16 protein-coding genes and 4 tRNA genes are annotated in these 20,459 nt (G+C 44.0%); 17 read left to right on the forward strand and 3 right to left on the reverse strand.

The window, feature by feature from the left end; genetic code table 11:
- Nucleotides 1–206: 206 nt before the first annotated feature.
- A complete protein-coding gene (pssA, locus tag CTN01_RS18540; RefSeq protein ID WP_045150623.1) occupies nucleotides 207–1,556 on the reverse strand; it encodes a CDP-diacylglycerol--serine O-phosphatidyltransferase in 1,350 nt (449 codons plus the stop codon).
- 84 nt (nucleotides 1,557–1,640) lie between these two features.
- Nucleotides 1,641–2,108 carry a GNAT family N-acetyltransferase gene (locus CTN01_RS18545; protein ID WP_005363553.1) on the reverse strand — a complete coding sequence of 156 codons (468 nt, stop codon included), beginning with the start codon at nucleotides 2,106–2,108 and terminating at the stop codon, nucleotides 1,641–1,643.
- Between the two features lie 85 nt (nucleotides 2,109–2,193).
- On the opposite strand from CTN01_RS18545, the gene murB reads away from it, so the two are divergent.
- From murB to rpoC, 16 genes are all read left to right on the forward strand, one after another.
- A complete protein-coding gene (gene murB / locus CTN01_RS18550) occupies nucleotides 2,194–3,234 on the forward strand; it encodes a UDP-N-acetylmuramate dehydrogenase (protein WP_045150622.1) in 1,041 nt (346 codons plus the stop codon).
- Complete coding sequence (birA, locus tag CTN01_RS18555) at nucleotides 3,231–4,193, forward strand: bifunctional biotin--[acetyl-CoA-carboxylase] ligase/biotin operon repressor BirA (protein ID WP_045150621.1); 963 nt, start codon at nucleotides 3,231–3,233, stop codon at nucleotides 4,191–4,193. The genes murB and birA overlap by 4 nt, the downstream gene beginning before the upstream one ends.
- Complete coding sequence (locus CTN01_RS18560; protein WP_045150620.1) at nucleotides 4,193–4,924, forward strand: type III pantothenate kinase; 732 nt, start codon at nucleotides 4,193–4,195, stop codon at nucleotides 4,922–4,924. Before birA ends, CTN01_RS18560 begins: the two co-directional genes overlap by 1 nt.
- 96 nt (nucleotides 4,925–5,020) lie before the next feature.
- Nucleotides 5,021–5,096 (forward strand) — tRNA-Thr (locus tag CTN01_RS18565).
- Nucleotides 5,097–5,110: 14 nt separating this feature from the next.
- A tRNA-Tyr gene (locus CTN01_RS18570) sits at nucleotides 5,111–5,195 on the forward strand.
- A 39-nt stretch (nucleotides 5,196–5,234) separates the two neighbouring features.
- Nucleotides 5,235–5,309, forward strand: a tRNA-Gly gene (locus CTN01_RS18575).
- Nucleotides 5,310–5,321: 12 nt separating this feature from the next.
- Nucleotides 5,322–5,397 (forward strand) — tRNA-Thr (locus CTN01_RS18580).
- 100 nt (nucleotides 5,398–5,497) lie between these two features.
- On the forward strand, nucleotides 5,498–6,682 hold the full coding sequence (gene tuf, locus CTN01_RS18585; protein WP_045184670.1) for an elongation factor Tu: 1,185 nt from the start codon (nucleotides 5,498–5,500) through the stop codon (nucleotides 6,680–6,682).
- 239 nt (nucleotides 6,683–6,921) lie between these two features.
- Nucleotides 6,922–7,299: a preprotein translocase subunit SecE gene (gene secE, locus CTN01_RS18595; protein WP_005372715.1), complete on the forward strand. Its 378-nt coding sequence runs from the start codon at nucleotides 6,922–6,924 to the stop codon at nucleotides 7,297–7,299.
- An 11-nt stretch (nucleotides 7,300–7,310) separates the two neighbouring features.
- Complete coding sequence (gene nusG, locus CTN01_RS18600; RefSeq protein ID WP_045084741.1) at nucleotides 7,311–7,856, forward strand: transcription termination/antitermination protein NusG; 546 nt, start codon at nucleotides 7,311–7,313, stop codon at nucleotides 7,854–7,856.
- 125 nt (nucleotides 7,857–7,981) lie between these two features.
- Entirely contained in the window at nucleotides 7,982–8,410 is a 429-nt protein-coding gene (gene rplK, locus CTN01_RS18605) for a 50S ribosomal protein L11 (RefSeq protein ID WP_005372708.1), read from the forward strand.
- Between the two features lie 4 nt (nucleotides 8,411–8,414).
- Nucleotides 8,415–9,119: a 50S ribosomal protein L1 gene (rplA, locus tag CTN01_RS18610; RefSeq protein ID WP_045084740.1), complete on the forward strand. Its 705-nt coding sequence runs from the start codon at nucleotides 8,415–8,417 to the stop codon at nucleotides 9,117–9,119.
- 234 nt (nucleotides 9,120–9,353) lie between these two features.
- A complete protein-coding gene (rplJ, locus tag CTN01_RS18615; protein ID WP_005372704.1) occupies nucleotides 9,354–9,848 on the forward strand; it encodes a 50S ribosomal protein L10 in 495 nt (164 codons plus the stop codon).
- Between the two features lie 59 nt (nucleotides 9,849–9,907).
- Entirely contained in the window at nucleotides 9,908–10,273 is a 366-nt protein-coding gene (gene rplL / locus CTN01_RS18620) for a 50S ribosomal protein L7/L12 (RefSeq protein ID WP_005372701.1), read from the forward strand.
- A gap of 227 nt (nucleotides 10,274–10,500) precedes the next feature.
- Nucleotides 10,501–14,526 carry a DNA-directed RNA polymerase subunit beta gene (gene rpoB / locus CTN01_RS18625; RefSeq protein ID WP_045150135.1) on the forward strand — a complete coding sequence of 1,342 codons (4,026 nt, stop codon included), beginning with the start codon at nucleotides 10,501–10,503 and terminating at the stop codon, nucleotides 14,524–14,526.
- A 100-nt stretch (nucleotides 14,527–14,626) separates the two neighbouring features.
- Entirely contained in the window at nucleotides 14,627–18,844 is a 4,218-nt protein-coding gene (gene rpoC, locus CTN01_RS18630) for a DNA-directed RNA polymerase subunit beta' (RefSeq protein ID WP_045084739.1), read from the forward strand.
- Between the two features lie 167 nt (nucleotides 18,845–19,011).
- Here the strand turns inward: rpoC and CTN01_RS18635 are convergent, their stop codons facing one another.
- Nucleotides 19,012–19,494 carry an Rsd/AlgQ family anti-sigma factor gene (locus CTN01_RS18635; RefSeq protein ID WP_005372693.1) on the reverse strand — a complete coding sequence of 161 codons (483 nt, stop codon included), beginning with the start codon at nucleotides 19,492–19,494 and terminating at the stop codon, nucleotides 19,012–19,014.
- Nucleotides 19,495–19,644: 150 nt separating this feature from the next.
- Here CTN01_RS18635 and nudC point away from each other — a divergent pair, with 150 nt between their 5' ends.
- The gene (nudC, locus tag CTN01_RS18640; protein ID WP_045150136.1) at nucleotides 19,645–20,421 is read left to right on the forward strand and encodes an NAD(+) diphosphatase; all 777 of its coding nucleotides are present in this window, start codon (nucleotides 19,645–19,647) and stop codon (nucleotides 20,419–20,421) included.
- Nucleotides 20,422–20,459: the final 38 nt, after the last annotated feature.

Raw genomic sequence — 20,459 nt, forward strand, 5'->3', positions numbered from 1 at the left:
CTACAGACCTACAGACCTACAGACCTACAGACCTACAGACCTACAGACCTACAGACCTACAGACCTACAGACCTACAGACCTACAGACCTACAGACCTACAGACCTACAGACCTACAGACCTACAGACCTACAGAATAGTATTAGTATTTAATAAAGGAGATGCATCACTGCAGTAAAGAGTTACCACAGTGATGAAGGATCTAAATTATAGAATTTGATTTAGAATGTGATCAGCTTTAACACGACGAATACGTGTAATCAGCTTTTTAACTTGAGCGGGATAGTTATCAATTTTTTCAATTTGCTTATAACTACCAATGAGCTGGGTATGTTCGAGAATACAATCTAACTCTTGTTGTTGCTGCTCGGCGAGTAGTTGATTTTTGTCATGAATTAAAATCGCATTTTCAAGATCAAGTTTCCAAGCTCGTGGATTGAGGTTATTACCCGTTACTAACATATAATGACGATCAACCCAAAGCCCCTTTAAATGGAAGCTATTGTTATCGTGTTTCCATAAATGGATCGCTAATTGGCGATGTGCAATAGCGGCTTCATTATGTTTGGCAAAATTACGTAAATTGACTTCATATAAGTAAGGCAACCCAGCAATAGTCTTAAAAGGCTCTGATGGTGGAATATAAAAGTCATTTGCTGTTTTATCACCAACAACGATTGTGATCTTTACACCACGTTTCAGGGCTTTTTTTACTTCGCGACTTACCATTCTTGGAAAGTTAAAGTAGGGAGTACAAATAGTCAGTTCAGATTGTGCACTAGCGATGAGTGTACAAATATCCTGATTAAGTTTGTTCTTACGTTTCCCTAAACCTATCAGAGGCGTTAATCCTACCTCGTCATCTTTAATCTCATCCGGATCAAAATGGTAGATAGCTTGTTGTAGTTCGGAGCGTAGATCTCGAATTGCCGTTTTCAATGACTTTGTATCGGGTCTTTCCGGTTGTGCTAGGCAGTTAACTGCATTACTTGAAACAAGTATGTCAATAATGAGTTGCGCCATGCTGTTAGCGAGCTTTTCATTTTTAATGACGTGGTAGCGATCGTAACGATAACGGTCATGTTGAGCGAGATACACATCATTTAAGCTTGCGCCGCTGTAAATAACTTTATCGTCAATAACAAAGCCTTTCAGGTGAAGGACACCAAATACTTCTCGGTTACGAACGGGGACGCCAAGTACATCGATCTTGTAAGTATATTTTTCTGCGTACTCACGATATAGCGCGGCATTGCCATCGGACTGACTGGCGCCTATTAAGCCTCGTTGAGCTCTATGCCAATCAACTAATACCTTTATATCAAGTTCGGGGTTGAGTTGCTTAGCTTCATACAGAGCGGTAAGCACACCTCTTCCTGCTTCATCATCTTGAAGATATAAAGCAACTAAGTAAATGCGTTCTTTAGCTGATTTTATTTCTTGATATAGACGCTCTCTAAACGAATTTGCATCAAAAAGAGTCTCTAAATTCTCGGGCTTGTGCGCAATACATGGCAGTTGTTCGATGATCTGCCTGTTAGCAATAGCTGAATCCATTATCGCCTCGTTTACACGATCTATAAGTAGATGAATTTTGATTAAGGGATCAATTATACCAGAAAAAAAGCGAAGTCAATGTATCTAGTGTTTAGATATGTTTTTGCTCATGCTTTCTGAGGTAAGTGTATCAATAAATAACATTGGAATTAGATTCTTACCGCTATTGGCATAGCGTTGAAAGCGTTGCTTGATATTATTGGGAAGATTTTCGCTATTAATAGTTTGAAACCCTGACTTTTGATAGAAAACTTCTAACTCTTGAAATGCAAAGCAATAGCATGCTTGTTGGTTCATTTGATTACGGCATGCTTCAATGAGCTTATACGCAATACCTTGTAAACGATACTCTGGGATGACAAGCATTCCTGTCAGTAGTTGTATATCATCAATAGTTTTAAATCGTACGGATGCAATAATACTGTTGTTTGATTCTGCAACCCAGATTGTTTCATCTCTCTTTGCTTTTCCTGATGGGTAGAATGACTTGTATATTTTATTAACTAAAGGCAAGCGAATAGGATCAAGTTGACGATAAATAATTTGAGACATGGGAAAACACTGCGTTGTTGAATGGGATCAGGTAAAATAGTTTCAATTCGTATAGAAAAGTATAAAGATTTGGTTGTGAATTAACATGAAAGTTTTACATGAAAATGGGTTAGCGCCTTATCACACCTTTGGGATTGATGTATCGGCGAAATACATACTTGAAGCATCAAGTGTTGAAGATCTCCTTGCTATTTGGCAGGACGAAACATATCAGGAAGTCCCTAAGTTAGTTGTTGGTCAAGGAAGCAACTTACTTTTTTGTGAAGATTACCAAGGCGCTATCATTTTAAACCGCATTAAAGGTATTAATGTGGTCGATAGTGCCGAGTATGTTGATTTACATGTAGGAGGCGGTGAAGACTGGCATGCATTTGTATCTTGGGCCGTCGAAAATGGTTTAAATGGACTAGAGAATCTAGCACTCATTCCTGGTTGTGTGGGGTCGTCTCCGATACAAAATATTGGTGCTTATGGCGTAGAGTTAAAAGATGTCTGCCAATATGTTGATGTATTAAATGTCCAAACGGGTAAAGTGAAGCGGTTAATGGCTGATGAGTGCCATTTTTCATACCGAGATTCAATTTTTAAGCGAGAGTTAAAAGATAACCACATTATAACAGCAGTAGGTTTTCGCTTAACGAAAGCTTGGTCTCCAAAGATAGCTTATGGCCCATTAGCAAAATTCTCGCTCGATACCGTTACAGCCAAAGAGATTTTTGATGAAGTGTGCGCTATTCGCCGTGAAAAGCTACCCGATCCGCAGGTTATGGGTAATGCTGGTAGTTTCTTCAAAAACCCAATTATTTCGTTAGATGCACGTGACTTTCTTTTGGCTGAATACCCTAATATGCCAAGTTACCCTGTTGACGAAGCACATTGCAAGTTAGCTGCGGGTTGGTTGATTGATCAATGTGGTTTGAAAGGATACCAAATTGGTGGTGCTAAAATTCACCAGCAGCAAGCACTAGTATTAACAAATGTTGGTAATGCAACTGCTCATGATGTACTTCAGCTAGCAAAATATGTGGTCGATACGGTAATGGCTAAATTTGGTGTCTCTCTCGAGCATGAAGTTCGCTTTATGGCACATAACGCTGAAACGAATCTTATCGAGATGCTGCGATGAAAGATCATACCGTACGACTAGCGTTGATTAAGTTACTCTCTGATGGTGAATTTCATTCAGGTGAAATATTGGGGCAAACGCTAGGTATGACTCGTGCTGCAATCGCGAAACAAATTCAAGTCATTCAGCAGTGGGGGCTTGATATTTTTAGGGTGCAAGGCAAAGGTTATTGTCTTGCATCGGCGATTGATTTACTTGATCAGCCACAAATATTAGCGAAAGTTAAGTGTCCCCATCTTGATTTAATTCCTGTCATCGACTCAACCAATCAATACCTTCTAGATAGAGTGGGGCAACTGCCTAGCGGCAGTGTATGTTTGGCTGAATATCAAGAAGCTGGACGTGGACGACGAGGTCGACAATGGGTATCACCTTTCGGTAGTAACCTGTACCTTTCCATTTACTGGCGTTTAGAAGCTGGTATGGCTGCGGCAATGGGGCTGAGTTTAGTTGTCGGTGTCGCGATTGCTGAAACGCTCCAAAAACTTGGTGCAGATGATGTTCGAGTTAAATGGCCTAACGATATTTATTATCAGGATAAAAAGCTAGCTGGCATTCTTGTTGAAATGACAGGTCAAGCAGGGGATGCCGCACACTTAGTAATTGGAATGGGGCTGAATATTAATATGCCACTAACAGAGCAAAGTGAGATCACGCAAGCGTGGACAACACTGTCGCAAGCTTGTGATAGCTTACCGTCTCGAAATATTTTAGCGGCTACATTGATCTCACACCTTAATCAAACACTCTGTGAGTATGAACACCAAGGTTTAGTTGGATTTGTTGAACGTTGGAATAAAATCGATAACTTTTTAAACCGCCCAGTGAAATTATTAATTGGTGAGCGAACCATCGAAGGTACTGCTCGCGGGATTGATGCTCAAGGGGCTCTACTACTGGAAACCGACACTGGTATTACACCGTATATCGGTGGTGAAATCAGCCTTAGAGGTTGCTGATGCAATTATTAATTGAAGCAGGCAATACTTACGTCAAAGTTGCCTTACTAACCCAAAATGAACACATTGAACAAATTGGTAAATACCCAAGTAAAAAATTAGAGCTTGTTTTACAACCGTTACTGGAAGGTAATGTTGAGCGCATTGTTTTTGCTAGTGTCGGACCAGTTGAAGTTGACAATACTATTCAGCGTATTGCACAAATGGCTAATATTCCTGTTGCTCAGGTAAAAACTGCACGTGAAGACTTCGGTGTTATTAACGCATATTCTGAATATCAATACCTTGGTGTTGACCGCTGGCTAACACTAGTTGCTATTCGTCAAAGTTTTAAGCAACCTACAGTGATTGTTGATATAGGCACGGCCTTAACGTTTGATGTTATGGATAGTGATGGAAAACATCTTGGTGGCTGGATCATGCCTGGTTATCAATTAATGATGAAATCAGTACTAGAGAATACGACCAAGGTGTTTTCAGATAGTGAGCATAGTGAATCATTAACACTGGCAAACAATACCGCTGATGGTTTAAAGAATGGCTGCCGTGCTGCGTTGGTTGGATTAATTGAGTTTGGCTTAAAACAAGCATCGGCAGAATTAAATGAAGCACCCGCGGTAATTCTATGTGGCGGCGGTGTTCGTCATTTGCCAAAATCATGGTGTAAGCCTTTTTATCATCGCTCGGAGTTGGTACTTGAAGGGTTAGGGTTGTATGCAAAGCGCGGTTAATGCCCAAAATTACGACAATTAAATAAAAAACAATAAAAAAAACACGTTAGGGTATTGCAACAAAAATAATCATTATCTAGAATGCGCACCACTAACGCCGACTTAGCTCAGTAGGTAGAGCAACTGACTTGTAATCAGTAGGTCACCAGTTCGACTCCGGTAGTCGGCACCAGTTTTAAAAATTTCGGTGGGGTTCCCGAGTGGCCAAAGGGAGCAGATTGTAAATCTGCCGGCACTGCCTTCGAAGGTTCGAATCCTTCCCCCACCACCATTTTCAAATGGTTGAATAGCTCTACGAGATACAAGTTTTGCGGGCATCGTATAATGGCTATTACCTCAGCCTTCCAAGCTGATGATGCGGGTTCGATTCCCGCTGCCCGCTCCACATTTCTTGTGTGCTGATATAGCTCAGTCGGTAGAGCGCACCCTTGGTAAGGGTGAGGTCGGCAGTTCAAATCTGCCTATCAGCACCACTCTCAAGTCCTAATTCATCCATTTGTTATATACTCAACAAACCCATGTTTGGTTGTGTGGTCGTAATGCCACCTAATACCGTGCCCAGAGGGACTATTCATGTCTAAAGAAAAATTTGAACGCGTAAAACCGCACGTAAACGTTGGTACTATCGGCCACGTTGACCACGGTAAAACAACTCTAACTGCTGCTATCTGTACTACACTTGCAAAAGTGTACGGTGGTGTTGCTAAAGACTTCGCATCTATCGATAACGCTCCTGAAGAGCGCGAGCGTGGTATCACAATCTCAACTTCTCACGTTGAGTACGATACTCCAACTCGTCACTACGCACACGTTGACTGTCCTGGACACGCCGATTACGTTAAAAACATGATCACTGGTGCTGCTCAAATGGACGGCGGTATCCTAGTTGTTGCTGCAACTGACGGCCCAATGCCACAAACACGTGAGCACATCCTACTTGGTCGCCAGGTTGGTATCCCTTACATCATCGTATTCATGAACAAGTGTGACATGGTTGATGATGAAGAACTACTTGAGCTAGTTGAGATGGAAGTTCGTGAACTTCTTTCTGAGTACGACTTCCCAGGTGATGATTGTCCAGTAATCATGGGTTCTGCTCTAGGCGCTCTAAACGGCGAGAAAGAGTGGGAAGACAAGATTGTTGAACTAGCAGAAGCGCTAGATTCATACATTCCTGAGCCAGAGCGTGCAATCGACCTACCATTCATTCTTCCAATCGAAGATGTATTCTCAATCCAAGGCCGTGGTACTGTTGTAACTGGTCGTGTTGAGCAAGGTATCATCACTGTAGGTGACGAAGTAGAAATCGTTGGTATCGTAGATACTATCAAGACTACTTGTACTGGTGTTGAGATGTTCCGTAAGCTTCTTGACGAAGGCCGTGCAGGCGAGAACGTTGGTGTTCTTCTACGTGGTACTAAGCGTGACGAAGTTCAACGTGGTCAAGTACTAGCTAAGCCTGGTTCAATCACTCCACACACAACTTTCACTTCAGAAATCTATGTTCTTTCTAAAGATGAAGGTGGTCGTCACACTCCTTTCTTCAAAGGTTACCGTCCACAGTTCTACTTCCGTACAACTGACGTAACTGGTACTATCGAGCTACCAGAAGGCGTAGAAATGGTAATGCCTGGTGATAACATCGCTATGACTGTTACTCTAATCGCACCTATCGCGATGGACGAAGGTCTACGTTTTGCTATCCGTGAAGGTGGCCGTACAGTTGGTGCTGGTGTTGTTGCAACTATCCTTGCATAAGTTACGACGACTTCGTTGAATTTAATTTGACGACAGTGCACAAAAAAGGGCATCATTTGATGCCCTTTTTCTACACTTTAATATAAAAATGCATGTTTTTTGTTCAAGTGGTAGAGATAAATTTCGTAAGATGAAGTTTTTTATTAATGTTATTAAAGGCTTACCCCTTTTCTTCATCCATGGCCTCGCTATAGCGGGGTTATTTTCGTCTAAATAAAGACTAGTTACAGGTTGGTTGTATGAATGCGAATGCCGAAAACCAAGAAAGCGAAAGCAAAATGGATGGCCTGAAATGGGTCGTAGTTTTTGCTTTGCTAGCTGCTGCTGTGGTTGGTAATTACCTGTACAGTGATGTTTCTGTTGTGCTGCGTACATCTGCAGTAATTGCTTTAGTAGCAGTTGCTGGGATCACTGCAGCATTTACAGCAAAAGGTAAAGCCGCGATTCGTTTTGCAAGTGAGTCGCGCATGGAAGTCCGCAAGGTGGTATGGCCTACTCGTCAGGAAGCTACGCAGACAACCTTTATCGTTCTAGCAGTCACTGTAGTGATGGCGTTAGCCCTTTGGGGTATCGACGGCATTATGGTCCGTTTAGTACGCCTAGTTACCGGCGTGTGAGGTAAGAATTCATGAGCGAAGCTCCAAAAAAACGATGGTATGTAGTACAGGCTTTTTCAGGTTTTGAAGGCCGAGTTGCACAGTCACTACGCGAACATATCAAAATGCACGGTATGGAAGAGCACTTTGATGAAGTACTTGTTCCGACAGAAGAAGTAGTTGAAGTTCGTGCAGGTCAGCGCCGTAAGAGTGAGCGTAAGTTCTTCCCAGGTTACGTGCTGGTACAAATGGTGATGAACGACGAAACATGGCACTTAGTACGCAGTATTCCACGTGTTATGGGCTTCATTGGCGGAACATCTGATCGCCCAGCTCCGATTTCTGATAAAGAAGCGGATGCGATCCTAAACCGTCTACAGCAAGCTAGTGAGTCTCCTGTTCATAAAACAGTATTTGAACCTGGTGAAGTTGTTCGTGTGACTGATGGCCCATTTGCTGACTTCAATGGTACAATTGAATCAGTAGATTACGATAAGAGCCGCGTGAAGGTTTCTGTATCGATTTTCGGTCGTGCAACACCAGTAGAACTAGAGTTCGGTCAAATCGAAAAGAACTGATCAAATTCTGTTCAAGTTGTATTGTCAGGGGCGTGAGATTAGGCTATAATTTCGCGCCCTTTCGTTAGACGGGGAGTCTGTTTGTTTAAAAATAGACGTTTGAACCCAAATTTAGGTATATAGCAATGGCTAAAAAAGTAGAAGCTTACATCAAGCTGCAAGTTGCAGCTGGTATGGCGAACCCTAGTCCACCAGTTGGTCCAGCTCTTGGTCAACATGGTGTTAACATCATGGAATTCTGTAAAGCGTTTAACGCTAAGACTGACTCAGTAGAGAAAGGTCTTCCAACTCCAGTTGTTATCACTGTTTACAGTGACCGTTCATTCACGTTCGTAACTAAGACTCCACCTGCAGCAGTTCTTCTGCTTAAAGCAGCTGGCCTTAAGTCTGGTTCTGGTCGTCCGAACACTGAGAAAGTAGGTACTGTAACTGACGCTCAGATCCAAGAGATCGCTGAGACTAAAGCTGCAGACATGACTGGTGCTGATATTGAAGCTATGAAGCGTTCAATTGCTGGTACTGCTCGCTCAATGGGCCTAGTGGTAGAGGGTTAATAAGATGGCTAAACTGACTAAGCGCATGCGCGTTATCCGTGACAAAGTTGACTCTACTCGCGAGTACGAAATCAACGAAGCTGTTGCTCTTCTAAAAGAACTAGCTACTGCTAAATTCAATGAAAGTGTTGACGTTGCAGTTAACCTAGGCATTGATGCACGTAAATCTGACCAAAACGTACGTGGTGCAACTGTACTACCAAACGGTACTGGTCGTGATATCCGTGTTGCTGTGTTCACTCAAGGTGCTAACGCAGAAGCTGCTAAAGAAGCTGGTGCTGATCTAGTGGGTATGGAAGATCTTGCTGAGCAAGTTAAGAAAGGCGAAATGAACTTCGACGTAGTTATCGCATCTCCAGATGCAATGCGCGTTGTTGGTCAACTAGGTACAATCCTAGGTCCTCGCGGTCTTATGCCAAACCCTAAAGTTGGTACTGTAACTCCTAACGTTGCTGAAGCAGTTAAGAATGCTAAAGCAGGTCAGGTTCGTTACCGTAACGACAAAAACGGCATCATCCACACTACTATCGGTAAAGTGGACTTTGAAGCCGCTCAACTACAAGAGAACTTAGAAGCTCTTCTAGTTGCACTGAAGAAGGCTAAGCCATCTTCAGCGAAAGGTACTTTCATTAAGAAAGTAAGCATCTCTACTACTATGGGTGCAGGCGTAGCGTTAGATCAGAACTCTCTGAAAGCAAACGTAGCGTAATAATTTGCAGAAGCGACAAGTTCGTGTATAATTTGTCGCTTCCGAATTCGTGGCTGGGGCTAATTGCTTGCAGTTAGCCTCCGTCAAAGACCGTAGGTGTTTTTCGGAACTTAATATTTACCTACGTAGACGGTGCCAGAGCATGATTGATGTATGTCTTTCTTGGATCTGCGCCGTAAGACTCTCCTGCTATTTGAGCAGTGAGTGGTGTCAAACAATCCAGGAGCAAATCCAATGGCATTAAATCTTCAAGACAAAAAAGCAATTGTTGCTGAAGTCAACGAAGCTGCCAACGGTGCACTTTCTGCTGTTGTTGCTGACTCTCGCGGTGTTACTGTGGGTGCGATGACTACTTTACGTAAGCAAGCTCGTGAAGCTGGCGTATACGTAAAAGTTGTTCGTAACACACTAGCACGCCGTGCAGTAGAAGGTACTGATTTCGAATGTCTACAAGACGTTTTCGTTGGTCCTTCTCTAATCGGTTTCTCTAATGAGCACCCAGGTGCTGCAGCGCGTCTTTTCAAAGACTTCGCTAAAGAGAACAAAGATTTCGAGATCAAAGCAGCTGCATTTGAAGGCGCTGTTGCAAACGTTGAAGTACTAGCAACTCTACCAACTTACGACGAAGCTATCGCACGCCTAATGATGTGCATGAAAGAAGCGTCTGCTGGTAAACTTGTACGTACTATCGCTGCAGTACGTGATCAGAAAGAAGAAGCTGCTGCTTAATTGCAGAGTTTTATCTGGTTACTATTTAAACTTATTGTTGACTTTAAAAGAGAATTGTTATGTCTATCACTAACGAGCAAATCCTAGACGCAGTTGCAGAAATGTCTGTAATGCAAGTTGTTGAGCTTATCGAAGCTATGGAAGAGAAATTCGGTGTTACTGCTGCAGCTGCAGTTGTAGCAGGCGGCGCAGCTGCAGACGCAGCTGAAGAGCAAACTGAATTCGACGTAGTTCTAACAGCTGTTGGCGCTAACAAAGTTGCTGTAATCAAAGCAGTACGTGGCGCAACTGGTCTTGGTCTTAAAGAAGCTAAAGCAGTAGTTGACGGCGCTCCAGCACCTCTAAAAGAAGGTATTGAGAAAGCTGAAGCTGAAGCTCTTAAAGCTCAATTAGAAGAAGCTGGTGCTTCTGTTGAAATCAAGTAATCATTATTTGATTTCATAGCCTTTTATGGCTATTGGCTGGTGGCAAATTGCCACCGGCCTTTTTGCGCTGTAGGGCAGTGGTAATTTTCACCTTGTTTTGTATCCACTGTCTAGCAAAAAAACGACCCTGATTTCATTGGGTTGTTCCTACACATAAACAACGTTTAGTCACTACCCCCGTGTGTATTGGGGTAGTTTGGATCACTTATCAGCGATCTGAGGAACCTATGGTTTACTCTTATACCGAGAAAAAGCGTATCCGTAAGGATTTTGGTAAGCGTCCGCAAGTGTTGGATGCTCCATACTTGCTATCGATCCAGCTTGATTCTTTCCAAAAATTTATCGAGCAGGATCCAGAAGGGCATTACGGTCTAGAAGCTGCCTTTCGCTCTGTTTTTCCAATCCAGAGCTACAATGGCAATTCCGAGCTGCAATACGTTAGCTATCGTCTCGGTGAGCCGGTCTTCGATGTTAAAGAATGTCAGATTCGTGGCGTAACTTATTCTGCTCCACTGCGTGTGAAGCTACGTCTTGTCATGTACGATAAAGACGCGCCGGCTGGCACTGTAAAAGACATTAAAGAACAAGAAGTTTACATGGGCGAAATTCCGCTCATGACAGATAACGGTACATTCGTTATTAACGGTACCGAGAGGGTTATCGTATCCCAGCTACACCGTATCCCGGGTGTCTTCTTCGACAGCGATAAGGGTAAGACCCACTCCTCAGGTAAAGTGTTATATAACGCTCGCGTAATCCCTTACCGTGGTTCATGGTTGGATTTCGAGTTCGATCCTAAGGACAGTGTATTCGTACGTATCGACCGTCGTCGTAAATTACCTGCGTCTATCATCCTTCGTGCACTTAACTACACAACAGAACAGATCCTTGACATGTTCTTCGAAAAAATTCATTTCGAAGTTCAAGGTAAATCTCTTGTTATGGAGTTGGTACCGGATCGTCTACGTGGCGAAACTGCAAGCTTTGATATCGAAGCGAACGGTACAGTTTACGTAGAGCAAGGTCGTCGTATCACTGCTCGTCATATTCGCCAATTAGGCAAAGACGGCGTTGATCACATCGAAGTACCAGTCGAGTACATCGTTGGTAAGATCGCATCACGCGATTACATCAACGAAGACACCGGTGAACTGATTGTAGCGGCTAACCAGGAATTAAGCCTGGAAGCATTAGCACTTCTATCTCAGGCGGGTCACAAGTCTATTGAAGTTCTATTTACGAACGATTTAGACCACGGTCCTTACATGTCAGATACCTTACGTATCGACAATACTACTGACCGTCTAAGTGCATTGGTAGAAATCTACCGTATGATGCGCCCTGGCGAGCCACCAACACGTGAAGCAGCTGAGCAACTTTTTGAAAGCTTGTTCTTCTCAGAAGATCGTTACGATCTATCTGCTGTTGGTCGTATGAAGTTCAACAGTTCTCTACTTCGTGAAGAGACTACAGGTCTTGGTATCTTAGACCACGCAGACATCATTGATGTTATGCGTAAGCTGATCGATATCCGTAACGGTAAAGGTGAAGTTGATGATATCGACCACCTTGGTAACCGTCGTATTCGTTCAGTTGGCGAAATGGCTGAAAACCAATTCCGCGTTGGTCTAGTACGTGTTGAGCGTGCTGTTAAAGAGCGTCTAAGTTTAGGCGATCTTGATGCAATCATGCCTCAAGACCTAATTAACGCTAAACCTATTTCTGCGGCAGTGAAAGAGTTCTTCGGCTCTTCTCAGTTGTCACAGTTTATGGACCAAAACAACCCACTGTCAGAAGTTACTCACAAACGTCGTATCTCGGCGCTTGGTCCAGGTGGTCTGACTCGTGAGCGTGCTGGCTTTGAGGTTCGAGATGTACACGCGACGCACTACGGTCGTCTATGTCCTATCGAAACGCCTGAAGGTCCAAACATCGGTCTAATCAACTCGCTATCTGTTTTTGCGCGTTGTAACCCTTACGGTTTCTTGGAAACACCTTACCGTAAAGTGGTAGACGGAAAAGTTACAGACGATATCGAATACCTATCAGCAATCGAAGAAGGTCTATACGTTATTGCACAGGCTAACGCCGCGCTTAACGAAGACGGTTCATTTGCTGACGAATTGATCACTGCTCGTCAGAAAGGTGATTCAGGTCTGCACCCACGTGACCATGTTCAATACATGGACGTTGCAACCAACCAGGTTGTATCTGTGGCGGCATCTCTGATCCCGTTCCTAGAACACGATGATGCTAACCGTGCCCTAATGGGTGCGAACATGCAACGTCAGGCAGTTCCAACTATCCGTGCTGATAAGCCGCTAGTAGGTACTGGTATTGAGCGTCAAATCGGTGTTGATTCTGGTGTTACAGCTGTAGCTAAACGTGGTGGTACAGTTCAGTCTGTAGATGCATCTCGTATCGTTATCAAAGTTAACGACGACGAGTTGATCCCTGGTGAAGCAGGTATCGATATCTACAACCTAACTAAGTACACGCGTTCTAACCAGAACACATGTATTAACCAGCGTCCAACCGTGCTACCTGGCGAGCCAGTATCACGCGGTGATGTTCTTGCTGATGGTCCGTCAACAGACCTTGGTGAGCTAGCGCTTGGTCAAAACATGCGTATCGCGTTCATGCCTTGGAACGGTTACAACTTTGAGGATTCCATCTTAGTTTCTGAGCGTGTAGTTCAGGAAGATCGTTTCACAACAATCCACATTCAAGAGCTTTCTTGTGTGGCGCGTGATACGAAGCTGGGTTCTGAAGAAATCACTGCTGATATCCCTAATGTGGGTGAAGCTGCGCTTTCTAAGTTGGACGAGTCAGGTATCGTTTACATCGGTGCTGAAGTTAAGGGTGGTGACATCCTAGTTGGTAAAGTGACACCTAAGGGTGAAACACAACTAACACCAGAAGAGAAGCTTCTACGAGCTATCTTCGGTGAGAAAGCATCTGATGTTAAAGATTCATCTCTACGTGTTCCTGGAAGTGTTACTGGTACGATCATTGACGTACAAGTATTCACTCGTGATGGCGTTGAGAAAGACAAGCGTGCTCTTGAAATTGAAGAGATGCAGCTGAAAGAAGCGAAGAAAGACATCACAGAAGAATTCCAGATCCTTGAGGGTGGTCTTCTTGCTCGTGTTCGTACGCTTCTACTATCTGCGGGTTACGGCGAAGACAAGATTGCTTCAATGAACCGCGATGCACTATTCGCTGTTACGCTTGATGACGAAGCTTTACAAAACCAGTTGGAACAGCTTGCAGAGCAGTATGATGAACTGAAAGCTGAGTTCGATAAGAAGTTTGAAACTAAGCGTCGTAAGATCACTCAAGGTGATGACCTGGCACCTGGCGTACTTAAGATTGTTAAAGTATACCTAGCTGTACGTCGTCGCATCCAACCGGGTGATAAGATGGCGGGTCGTCACGGTAACAAGGGTGTTATCTCTAAGATTAACCCTGTTGAAGACATGCCTTACGATGAGAAAGGTCAAACGGTTGATATCGTTCTGAACCCACTGGGTGTACCGTCTCGTATGAACATCGGTCAGATCCTTGAGACTCACTTAGGTCTTGCGGCGAAAGGTATCGGTGACAAACTTAACGATATGCTTAAAGAGCAGCAGGAGTTACACAAGTTCCGTAACTTCCTACAACGCGTATACAACCTAGGTGATACTCGCCAGAAAGTTGATATCGAAGCTCTTACTGATCAGGAAGTGCGTACTCTTGTACAAAACCTTCGTAAAGGTCTACCTATTGCAACACCTGTATTTGACGGCGCACCTGAGTCATCAATTAAAGAGTTGCTAAAACTGGGTGATCTACCTGAATCAGGTCAGCTAACGTTGTTTGATGGCCGTACTGGTGATGCATTTGAGCGTCCTGTAACTGTTGGTTACATGTACATGCTTAAACTGAACCACTTGGTTGATGACAAGATGCACGCCCGTTCTACCGGTTCTTACAGCCTTGTTACTCAGCAGCCGCTGGGTGGTAAAGCTCAGTTCGGTGGTCAGCGTTTTGGTGAGATGGAAGTATGGGCGCTTGAAGCATACGGCGCAGCATATACCCTTCAAGAAATGCTAACCGTTAAGTCAGATGACGTTAACGGCCGTACGAAGATGTATAAAAACATCGTTGACGGTGATCATCGTATGGAACCAGGTATGCCGGAATCATTCAACGTATTGTTGAAAGAAATCCGCTCGTTGGGTATTAACATCGAGCTGGAAGACGAATAAGACTGGGTTAGTCACCTATACTTATTAGTTACTCCGGTATAAATATGAAGGCGCCAGTAGACTGGCGCCTTTATGGGTCAACTCCTCACAGGAGCCGAATGTGAAAGACTTACTTAAGTTTCTGAAAGCACAACATAAGACCGAAGAATTTGATGCAATCAAAATCGGTCTAGCTTCACCTGACATGATCCGTTCATGGTCTTTTGGTGAAGTTAAAAAGCCAGAAACAATCAACTATCGTACCTTCAAGCCTGAGCGTGACGGTCTTTTCTGTGCACGTATCTTTGGCCCAGTAAAAGACTACGAGTGTCTTTGTGGCAAGTACAAGCGCCTGAAGCACCGTGGTGTGATCTGTGAAAAATGTGGTGTTGAAGTTACTCAGACTAAAGTACGCCGTGAGCGTATGGGTCACATTGAGCTTGCTTCACCTGTTGCCCACATCTGGTTCTTAAAGTCACTGCCATCTCGTATCGGTTTGTTAATGGACATGCCTCTACGTGATATCGAGCGTGTACTTTACTTTGAATCATACGTAGTTATTGAACCTGGTATGACCAACCTTGAGCGTAGCCAGCTGCTTTCTGAAGAGCAGTACTTGGATGCACTTGAAGAGTGGGGCGACGAGTTCGACGCTAAGATGGGCGCAGAAGCGGTTAAAGCACTTTTAGGCAACATGGACCTAAATGCTGAAATCGAAAATATGCGTGAAGAGTTAGAAGAAACTAACTCTGAAACTAAGCGTAAGAAGCTAACTAAGCGTCTTAAGCTAGTTGAAGCTTTCCTACAGTCAGGTAACAACCCAGAGTGGATGATCCTGTCTGTACTGCCAGTTCTACCGCCGGATCTTCGTCCGTTGGTACCACTAGACGGCGGCCGTTTCGCGACTTCAGATCTGAATGATCTATACCGTCGTGTAATTAACCGTAACAACCGTCTGAAGCGTCTTTTAGACCTGGCTGCTCCTGATATCATCGTACGTAACGAAAAGCGTATGCTTCAGGAATCTGTTGATGCATTGCTAGATAACGGTCGTCGTGGCCGCGCTATCACTGGCTCTAACAAGCGTCCTCTGAAATCTCTTGCTGATATGATCAAGGGTAAACAAGGTCGTTTCCGTCAGAACCTTCTTGGTAAGCGTGTAGACTACTCAGGTCGTTCTGTTATCACAGTAGGTCCATACCTACGTCTGCATCAGTGTGGTCTTCCTAAGAAGATGGCACTAGAGCTATTTAAGCCATTCATCTACGGTAAGTTAGAGACTCGTGGTCTTGCTACGACAATCAAAGCTGCTAAGAAGATGGTTGAGCGCGAAGAAGCAGTAGTTTGGGATATCCTAGACGAAGTAATTCGTGAGCACCCAGTAATGCTTAACCGTGCACCAACACTGCACCGTCTAGGTATTCAGGCGTTTGAACCAATCCTAATCGAAGGTAAAGCGATTCAGCTTCACCCACTTGTGTGTGCGGCATATAACGCCGACTTCGATGGTGACCAGATGGCGGTTCACTTGCCGTTGACGCTAGAAGCACAGCTAGAAGCACGTGCTCTAATGATGTCAACAAACAACATCCTTTCACCAGCATCTGGTGATCCGATCATCGTACCTTCTCAGGACGTTGTATTGGGTCTTTACTACATGACGCGTGAGAAAATCAACGCGAAAGGTGAGGGCATGTACCTTGCTGGACCAGGTGAAGCTGAGAAAGCATACCGTACTAAGATGGCTGAGCTTCACGCTCGCGTTAAAGTACGTATTACAGAATACGTGAAAGACGAGCAGGGTAACTTTGTTGAGAATACTCAACTTGTTGATACTACTGTTGGTCGTGCAATGCTATGGCCTATCGTACCGAAAGGTCTGCCATTTAGCCTTGTAAACACTGAAGCACTAGGTAAGAAGCAAATTTCTAAGCTTCTTAACACTTGTTACCGTAAGCTGGGCATGAAAGATACTGTTATCTTTGCTGACCAAATTATGTACACAGGTTTTGCTTACGCTGCACTTTCTGGTGTATCTGTTGGTATCGACGATATGGTTGTACCTGCGGCTAAATACACTAAGATCGCTGAAGCTGAAGCAGAAGTTGCTGAAATTCAAGAACAGTTCCAGTCAGGTCTTGTAACTGCTGGTGAACGTTACAACAAAGTTATCGATATCTGGGCTACAGCGAACGAACAAGTTGCTAAAGCGATGATGGATAACCTGTCTTTTGACACTGTTATTAACCGTGACGGCGTTGAAGAGCAGCAAAAATCGTTCAACAGTGTATACATGATGGCTGACTCTGGTGCTCGTGGTTCTGCTGCACAGATTCGTCAGTTGGCGGGTATGCGTGGTCTGATGGCTAAGCCAGATGGCTCAATCATCGAAACGCCGATCACTGCGAACTTCCGTGAAGGTCTAAACGTACTACAGTACTTTATCTCTACTCACGGTGCTCGTAAGGGTCTTGCGGATACCGCACTTAAGACAGCAAACTCAGGTTACCTAACGCGTCGTCTAGTAGACGTAGCGCAAGACGTAGTGATCACAGCAGATGACTGTGGTACTCACGCTGGTATCACTATGATGCCTCTAATCGAGGGTGGTGATGTCAAAGAGCAACTAGGTGACCGAGTTCTTGGTCGTGTTGTTGCTGAAGACGTTCTAAAACCGGGTACAGAAGAAGTTCTAGCACCTCGTAATACGCTTCTTGATGAGAAGTGGTGTGAGATCCTAGAAGCGAACTCTGTAGACCAAGTTAAAGTACGTTCTGTTGTAACGTGTGAGAACGACTTCGGTTGTTGTAAATTCTGTTACGGTCGTGACCTTGCTCGCGGTCATTTGGTTAACTCTGGTGAAGCTGTGGGTGTTGTTGCTGCTCAGTCAATCGGTGAACCAGGTACACAGCTTACAATGCGTACGTTCCACATCGGTGGTGCGGCATCAGCAGCGGCAGCAGACAATAGCGTTGTAGTGAAAACTACAGGTTCTATGAAGCTGCACAATGCTAAGTTCGTAACCAACAACGCAGGTAAGCTTGTAGTAACATCTCGTGCTGCTGAATTAACCATCATTGATGAGTTCGGTCGTACGAAAGAGAACTACAAACTGTCTTACGGTACCATCCTGAACAAGGGTGACGGTGCAGACGTTGTTGCTGGTGAAACAGTAGCAAACTGGGAAGCGCACACCATGCCAATCATCACTGAAGTGGCAGGTCGTATCCAGTTCGTTGACATGATCGACGGCGTAACAGTTTCTCGTCAAACAGATGATCTAACAGGTCTATCTTCAAGCGAAGTAACTGATGCAGCAGCTCGTCCAGCAGCAGGTAAAGATATGCGTCCAGCTATCAAACTTGTTGATGCTGATGGTAATGATGTAATGATCCCTGGTACTGATATGCCAGCTCAATACTTCCTACCTGGTAAGGCGATTGTTCAGCTTGACGACGGCGCTATGGTTGGTATCGGTGATACGCTTGCACGTATTCCGCAAAAATCTGGCGGTAACAAGGATATCACGGGTGGTCTACCACGCGTTGCTGACTTGTTCGAAGCACGTAAGCCAAAAGAACCAGCTATCTTGGCAGAAATTACCGGTACAGTATCGTTCGGTAAAGAAACTAAAGGTAAGCGTCGTTTGATCATCACTCCAAGTGAAGGTCAGCCGTACGAAGAGATGATCCTGAAGCATCGCCAGCTTAACGTTTTCGAAGGTGAAAAAGTTGAGAAGGGTGACGTAATCGCTGATGGTCCAGAAACTCCGCACGATATTCTACGTCTACGTGGTGTACACGCAGTTGCAGAATACATCGTTAACGAAGTTCAGGAAGTTTACCGTCTACAGGGCGTTAAGATTAACGATAAGCACATTGAGACTATCGTTCGTCAGATGCTACGTAAGGTAACTATCACTGTTGCTGGTGATTCTGAGTTCCTAGAAGGCGAGCAAGTTGAATTCTCTCGCGTAACGATTGCTAACCGTCAGCTTGAAGCTGAAGGTAAGACTCCTGCAAGTTACTCTCGTGACTTACTAGGTATCACTAAAGCATCGCTTGCGACTGAGTCATTCATCTCAGCAGCATCGTTCCAGGAAACAACGCGCGTACTAACAGAAGCAGCTGTTTCTGGTAAGCGTGATGACCTACGTGGTCTGAAAGAGAACGTAATCGTGGGTCGTCTGATCCCAGCGGGTACAGGTTTCTCTTACCACCAACGTCGTCAACAGCAGCGTGATGTTGAGCTTGAGCCAGTAGCACCACAAGTTGATGCAGAGCAAGCCTCTCAAGACTTAGCGGCACTATTGAATGCAGGTCTTAACGACGAGAATTAATTCTCAACGTGACTGATTCTAAAAGGCATCCTTCGGGGTGCCTTTTTTATTGTCTGTAATAAATGTCAGGCTGGTGGACGGTTCATATAAGGAGAGTAATAGAGAGGTGTTGGATAGTGTGTAATGAAGTGGCAGCCTGTGTACTGCCACATATTATAATGGCTAGGCTATGCGCCAGGAGGGCAAGAGAGACTGTCGCTGATCAGCTCAATCAGTTTGTCTTCAAGGGCAAAGCGAAGTTCCATTAGCTCACCAACTTGAGATAAGTCTTCATCAAAACTTTCGAGTAAATCGTCTTGTTTGACTTCGCTGTATTTATCATTGAAGTTCAATAATGGATCTGTCGTTAAAGTGATTTTTGCGTAAAGAGTGGAAATTTCTTCGGTGGGTGAATAACCTGTTTGATGCCAGCGCTCCATTACGTTATCGTAAATTTTGAAGTGACCCGCTGAAATATAATCAACTAGAGCTTCACTGAATAACGATAATTGAGAGGCGGTAGGAAGTTGGCGGTTAGCCTCTTCTTTCGGGGCTAAGCCTGCTAATTTACAATAATCGATAAGCAGTTGTTGACGCATCATCAGCCATTGGTCAATGACGTCATTATGACCGCCCCATTCTTTTTTGACTTGTTCGAATTTACTAAGCATGAGCACGTCCTCATGATCTTGTCGGTATCGTTAAATAGATAGTCGATGATCTTTCTCTTTTCAAAGAGAGCTAGTTGTTCGGATAACTACTTGGTTTCAACTTTAGATTGCCAGTAATTAATAGCATCCGCAAGGAAGAATGTAATAAAAATGTTAAAAAATGAGAATGTAGCATATAGCTGCGAAACCCTGAATGGTAAAATATTACTTGAAAATAGTAAGCTTCCATTGCGAGCAATGTCTGATTTAGCGACTAAGATGAATGATATTCGACAAATAGGTACGTTTAATGGGATACCTGTTTATTGGGGAGAAGCTAAGTTTTTAGACGATTCAGACGTTTTCTATAGTTTGCGCGAATTATTAAATATAGATTCAGGGCTTTTTAATCTTGTCGGACGAGCAATCCAATTATCTCATATGCTCTATCAACAACACTTTTGCGGACGCTGTGGTCATGAAGCAATATTGTGTGAAGACCAATTGGCAATGCAGTGCCAAACTTGTAAGGCAATAGATTATCCACGTGTTTCGCCTTGTATTATTGTCGCGGTACGTAAAGGTGAGAAAATTTTGCTTGCGCAGCATCCCCGACATAAAACAGGTATGTATACCGTGATTGCGGGTTTTGTTGAAACTGGTGAAACACTAGAGCAATGTGTTGCACGTGAAGTATTGGAAGAAACAGGCATTACTGTTACGAATATTCAATACTTTGCTAGTCAGCCGTGGGCATTTCCATCTAATCTGATGATGGGATTTACTGCTGATTACGCCAGTGGTGATATTAAGCCTGATTATGAAGAGTTAACCGACGCAATTTGGGCTGATACGGATCATTTACCTCAGTTACCGCCACAAGGGACAATTGCACGTCGGTTGATAGATCATACGCTGTCTTTTTCAAGCTCGCCCTGTAATGATTAACAATCAGATTTAACGCGTTATCGTATCGTTATTTCCTA

Source organism: Photobacterium angustum (assembly GCF_003026365.1).
Taxonomy (GTDB): Bacteria; Pseudomonadota; Gammaproteobacteria; order Enterobacterales; family Vibrionaceae; genus Photobacterium; species Photobacterium angustum.

Excerpts from the sequence above, each read along its gene's own strand:
- pssA (WP_045150623.1), bottom strand. The coding sequence starts at position 1,556 with ATGGATTCAGCTATTGCTAACAGGCAGATCATCGAACAACTGCCATGT.
- CTN01_RS18545 (WP_005363553.1), bottom strand. The coding sequence starts at position 2,108 with ATGTCTCAAATTATTTATCGTCAACTTGATCCTATTCGCTTGCCTTTA.
- murB (WP_045150622.1), top strand. The coding sequence starts at position 2,194 with ATGAAAGTTTTACATGAAAATGGGTTAGCGCCTTATCACACCTTTGGG.
- birA (WP_045150621.1), top strand. The coding sequence starts at position 3,231 with ATGAAAGATCATACCGTACGACTAGCGTTGATTAAGTTACTCTCTGAT.
- CTN01_RS18560 (WP_045150620.1), top strand. The coding sequence starts at position 4,193 with ATGCAATTATTAATTGAAGCAGGCAATACTTACGTCAAAGTTGCCTTA.
- tuf (WP_045184670.1), top strand. The coding sequence starts at position 5,498 with ATGTCTAAAGAAAAATTTGAACGCGTAAAACCGCACGTAAACGTTGGT.
- secE (WP_005372715.1), top strand. The coding sequence starts at position 6,922 with ATGAATGCGAATGCCGAAAACCAAGAAAGCGAAAGCAAAATGGATGGC.
- nusG (WP_045084741.1), top strand. The coding sequence starts at position 7,311 with ATGAGCGAAGCTCCAAAAAAACGATGGTATGTAGTACAGGCTTTTTCA.
- rplK (WP_005372708.1), top strand. The coding sequence starts at position 7,982 with ATGGCTAAAAAAGTAGAAGCTTACATCAAGCTGCAAGTTGCAGCTGGT.
- rplA (WP_045084740.1), top strand. The coding sequence starts at position 8,415 with ATGGCTAAACTGACTAAGCGCATGCGCGTTATCCGTGACAAAGTTGAC.
- rplJ (WP_005372704.1), top strand. The coding sequence starts at position 9,354 with ATGGCATTAAATCTTCAAGACAAAAAAGCAATTGTTGCTGAAGTCAAC.
- rplL (WP_005372701.1), top strand. The coding sequence starts at position 9,908 with ATGTCTATCACTAACGAGCAAATCCTAGACGCAGTTGCAGAAATGTCT.
- rpoB (WP_045150135.1), top strand. The coding sequence starts at position 10,501 with ATGGTTTACTCTTATACCGAGAAAAAGCGTATCCGTAAGGATTTTGGT.
- CTN01_RS18635 (WP_005372693.1), bottom strand. The coding sequence starts at position 19,494 with ATGCTTAGTAAATTCGAACAAGTCAAAAAAGAATGGGGCGGTCATAAT.
- nudC (WP_045150136.1), top strand. The coding sequence starts at position 19,645 with ATGTTAAAAAATGAGAATGTAGCATATAGCTGCGAAACCCTGAATGGT.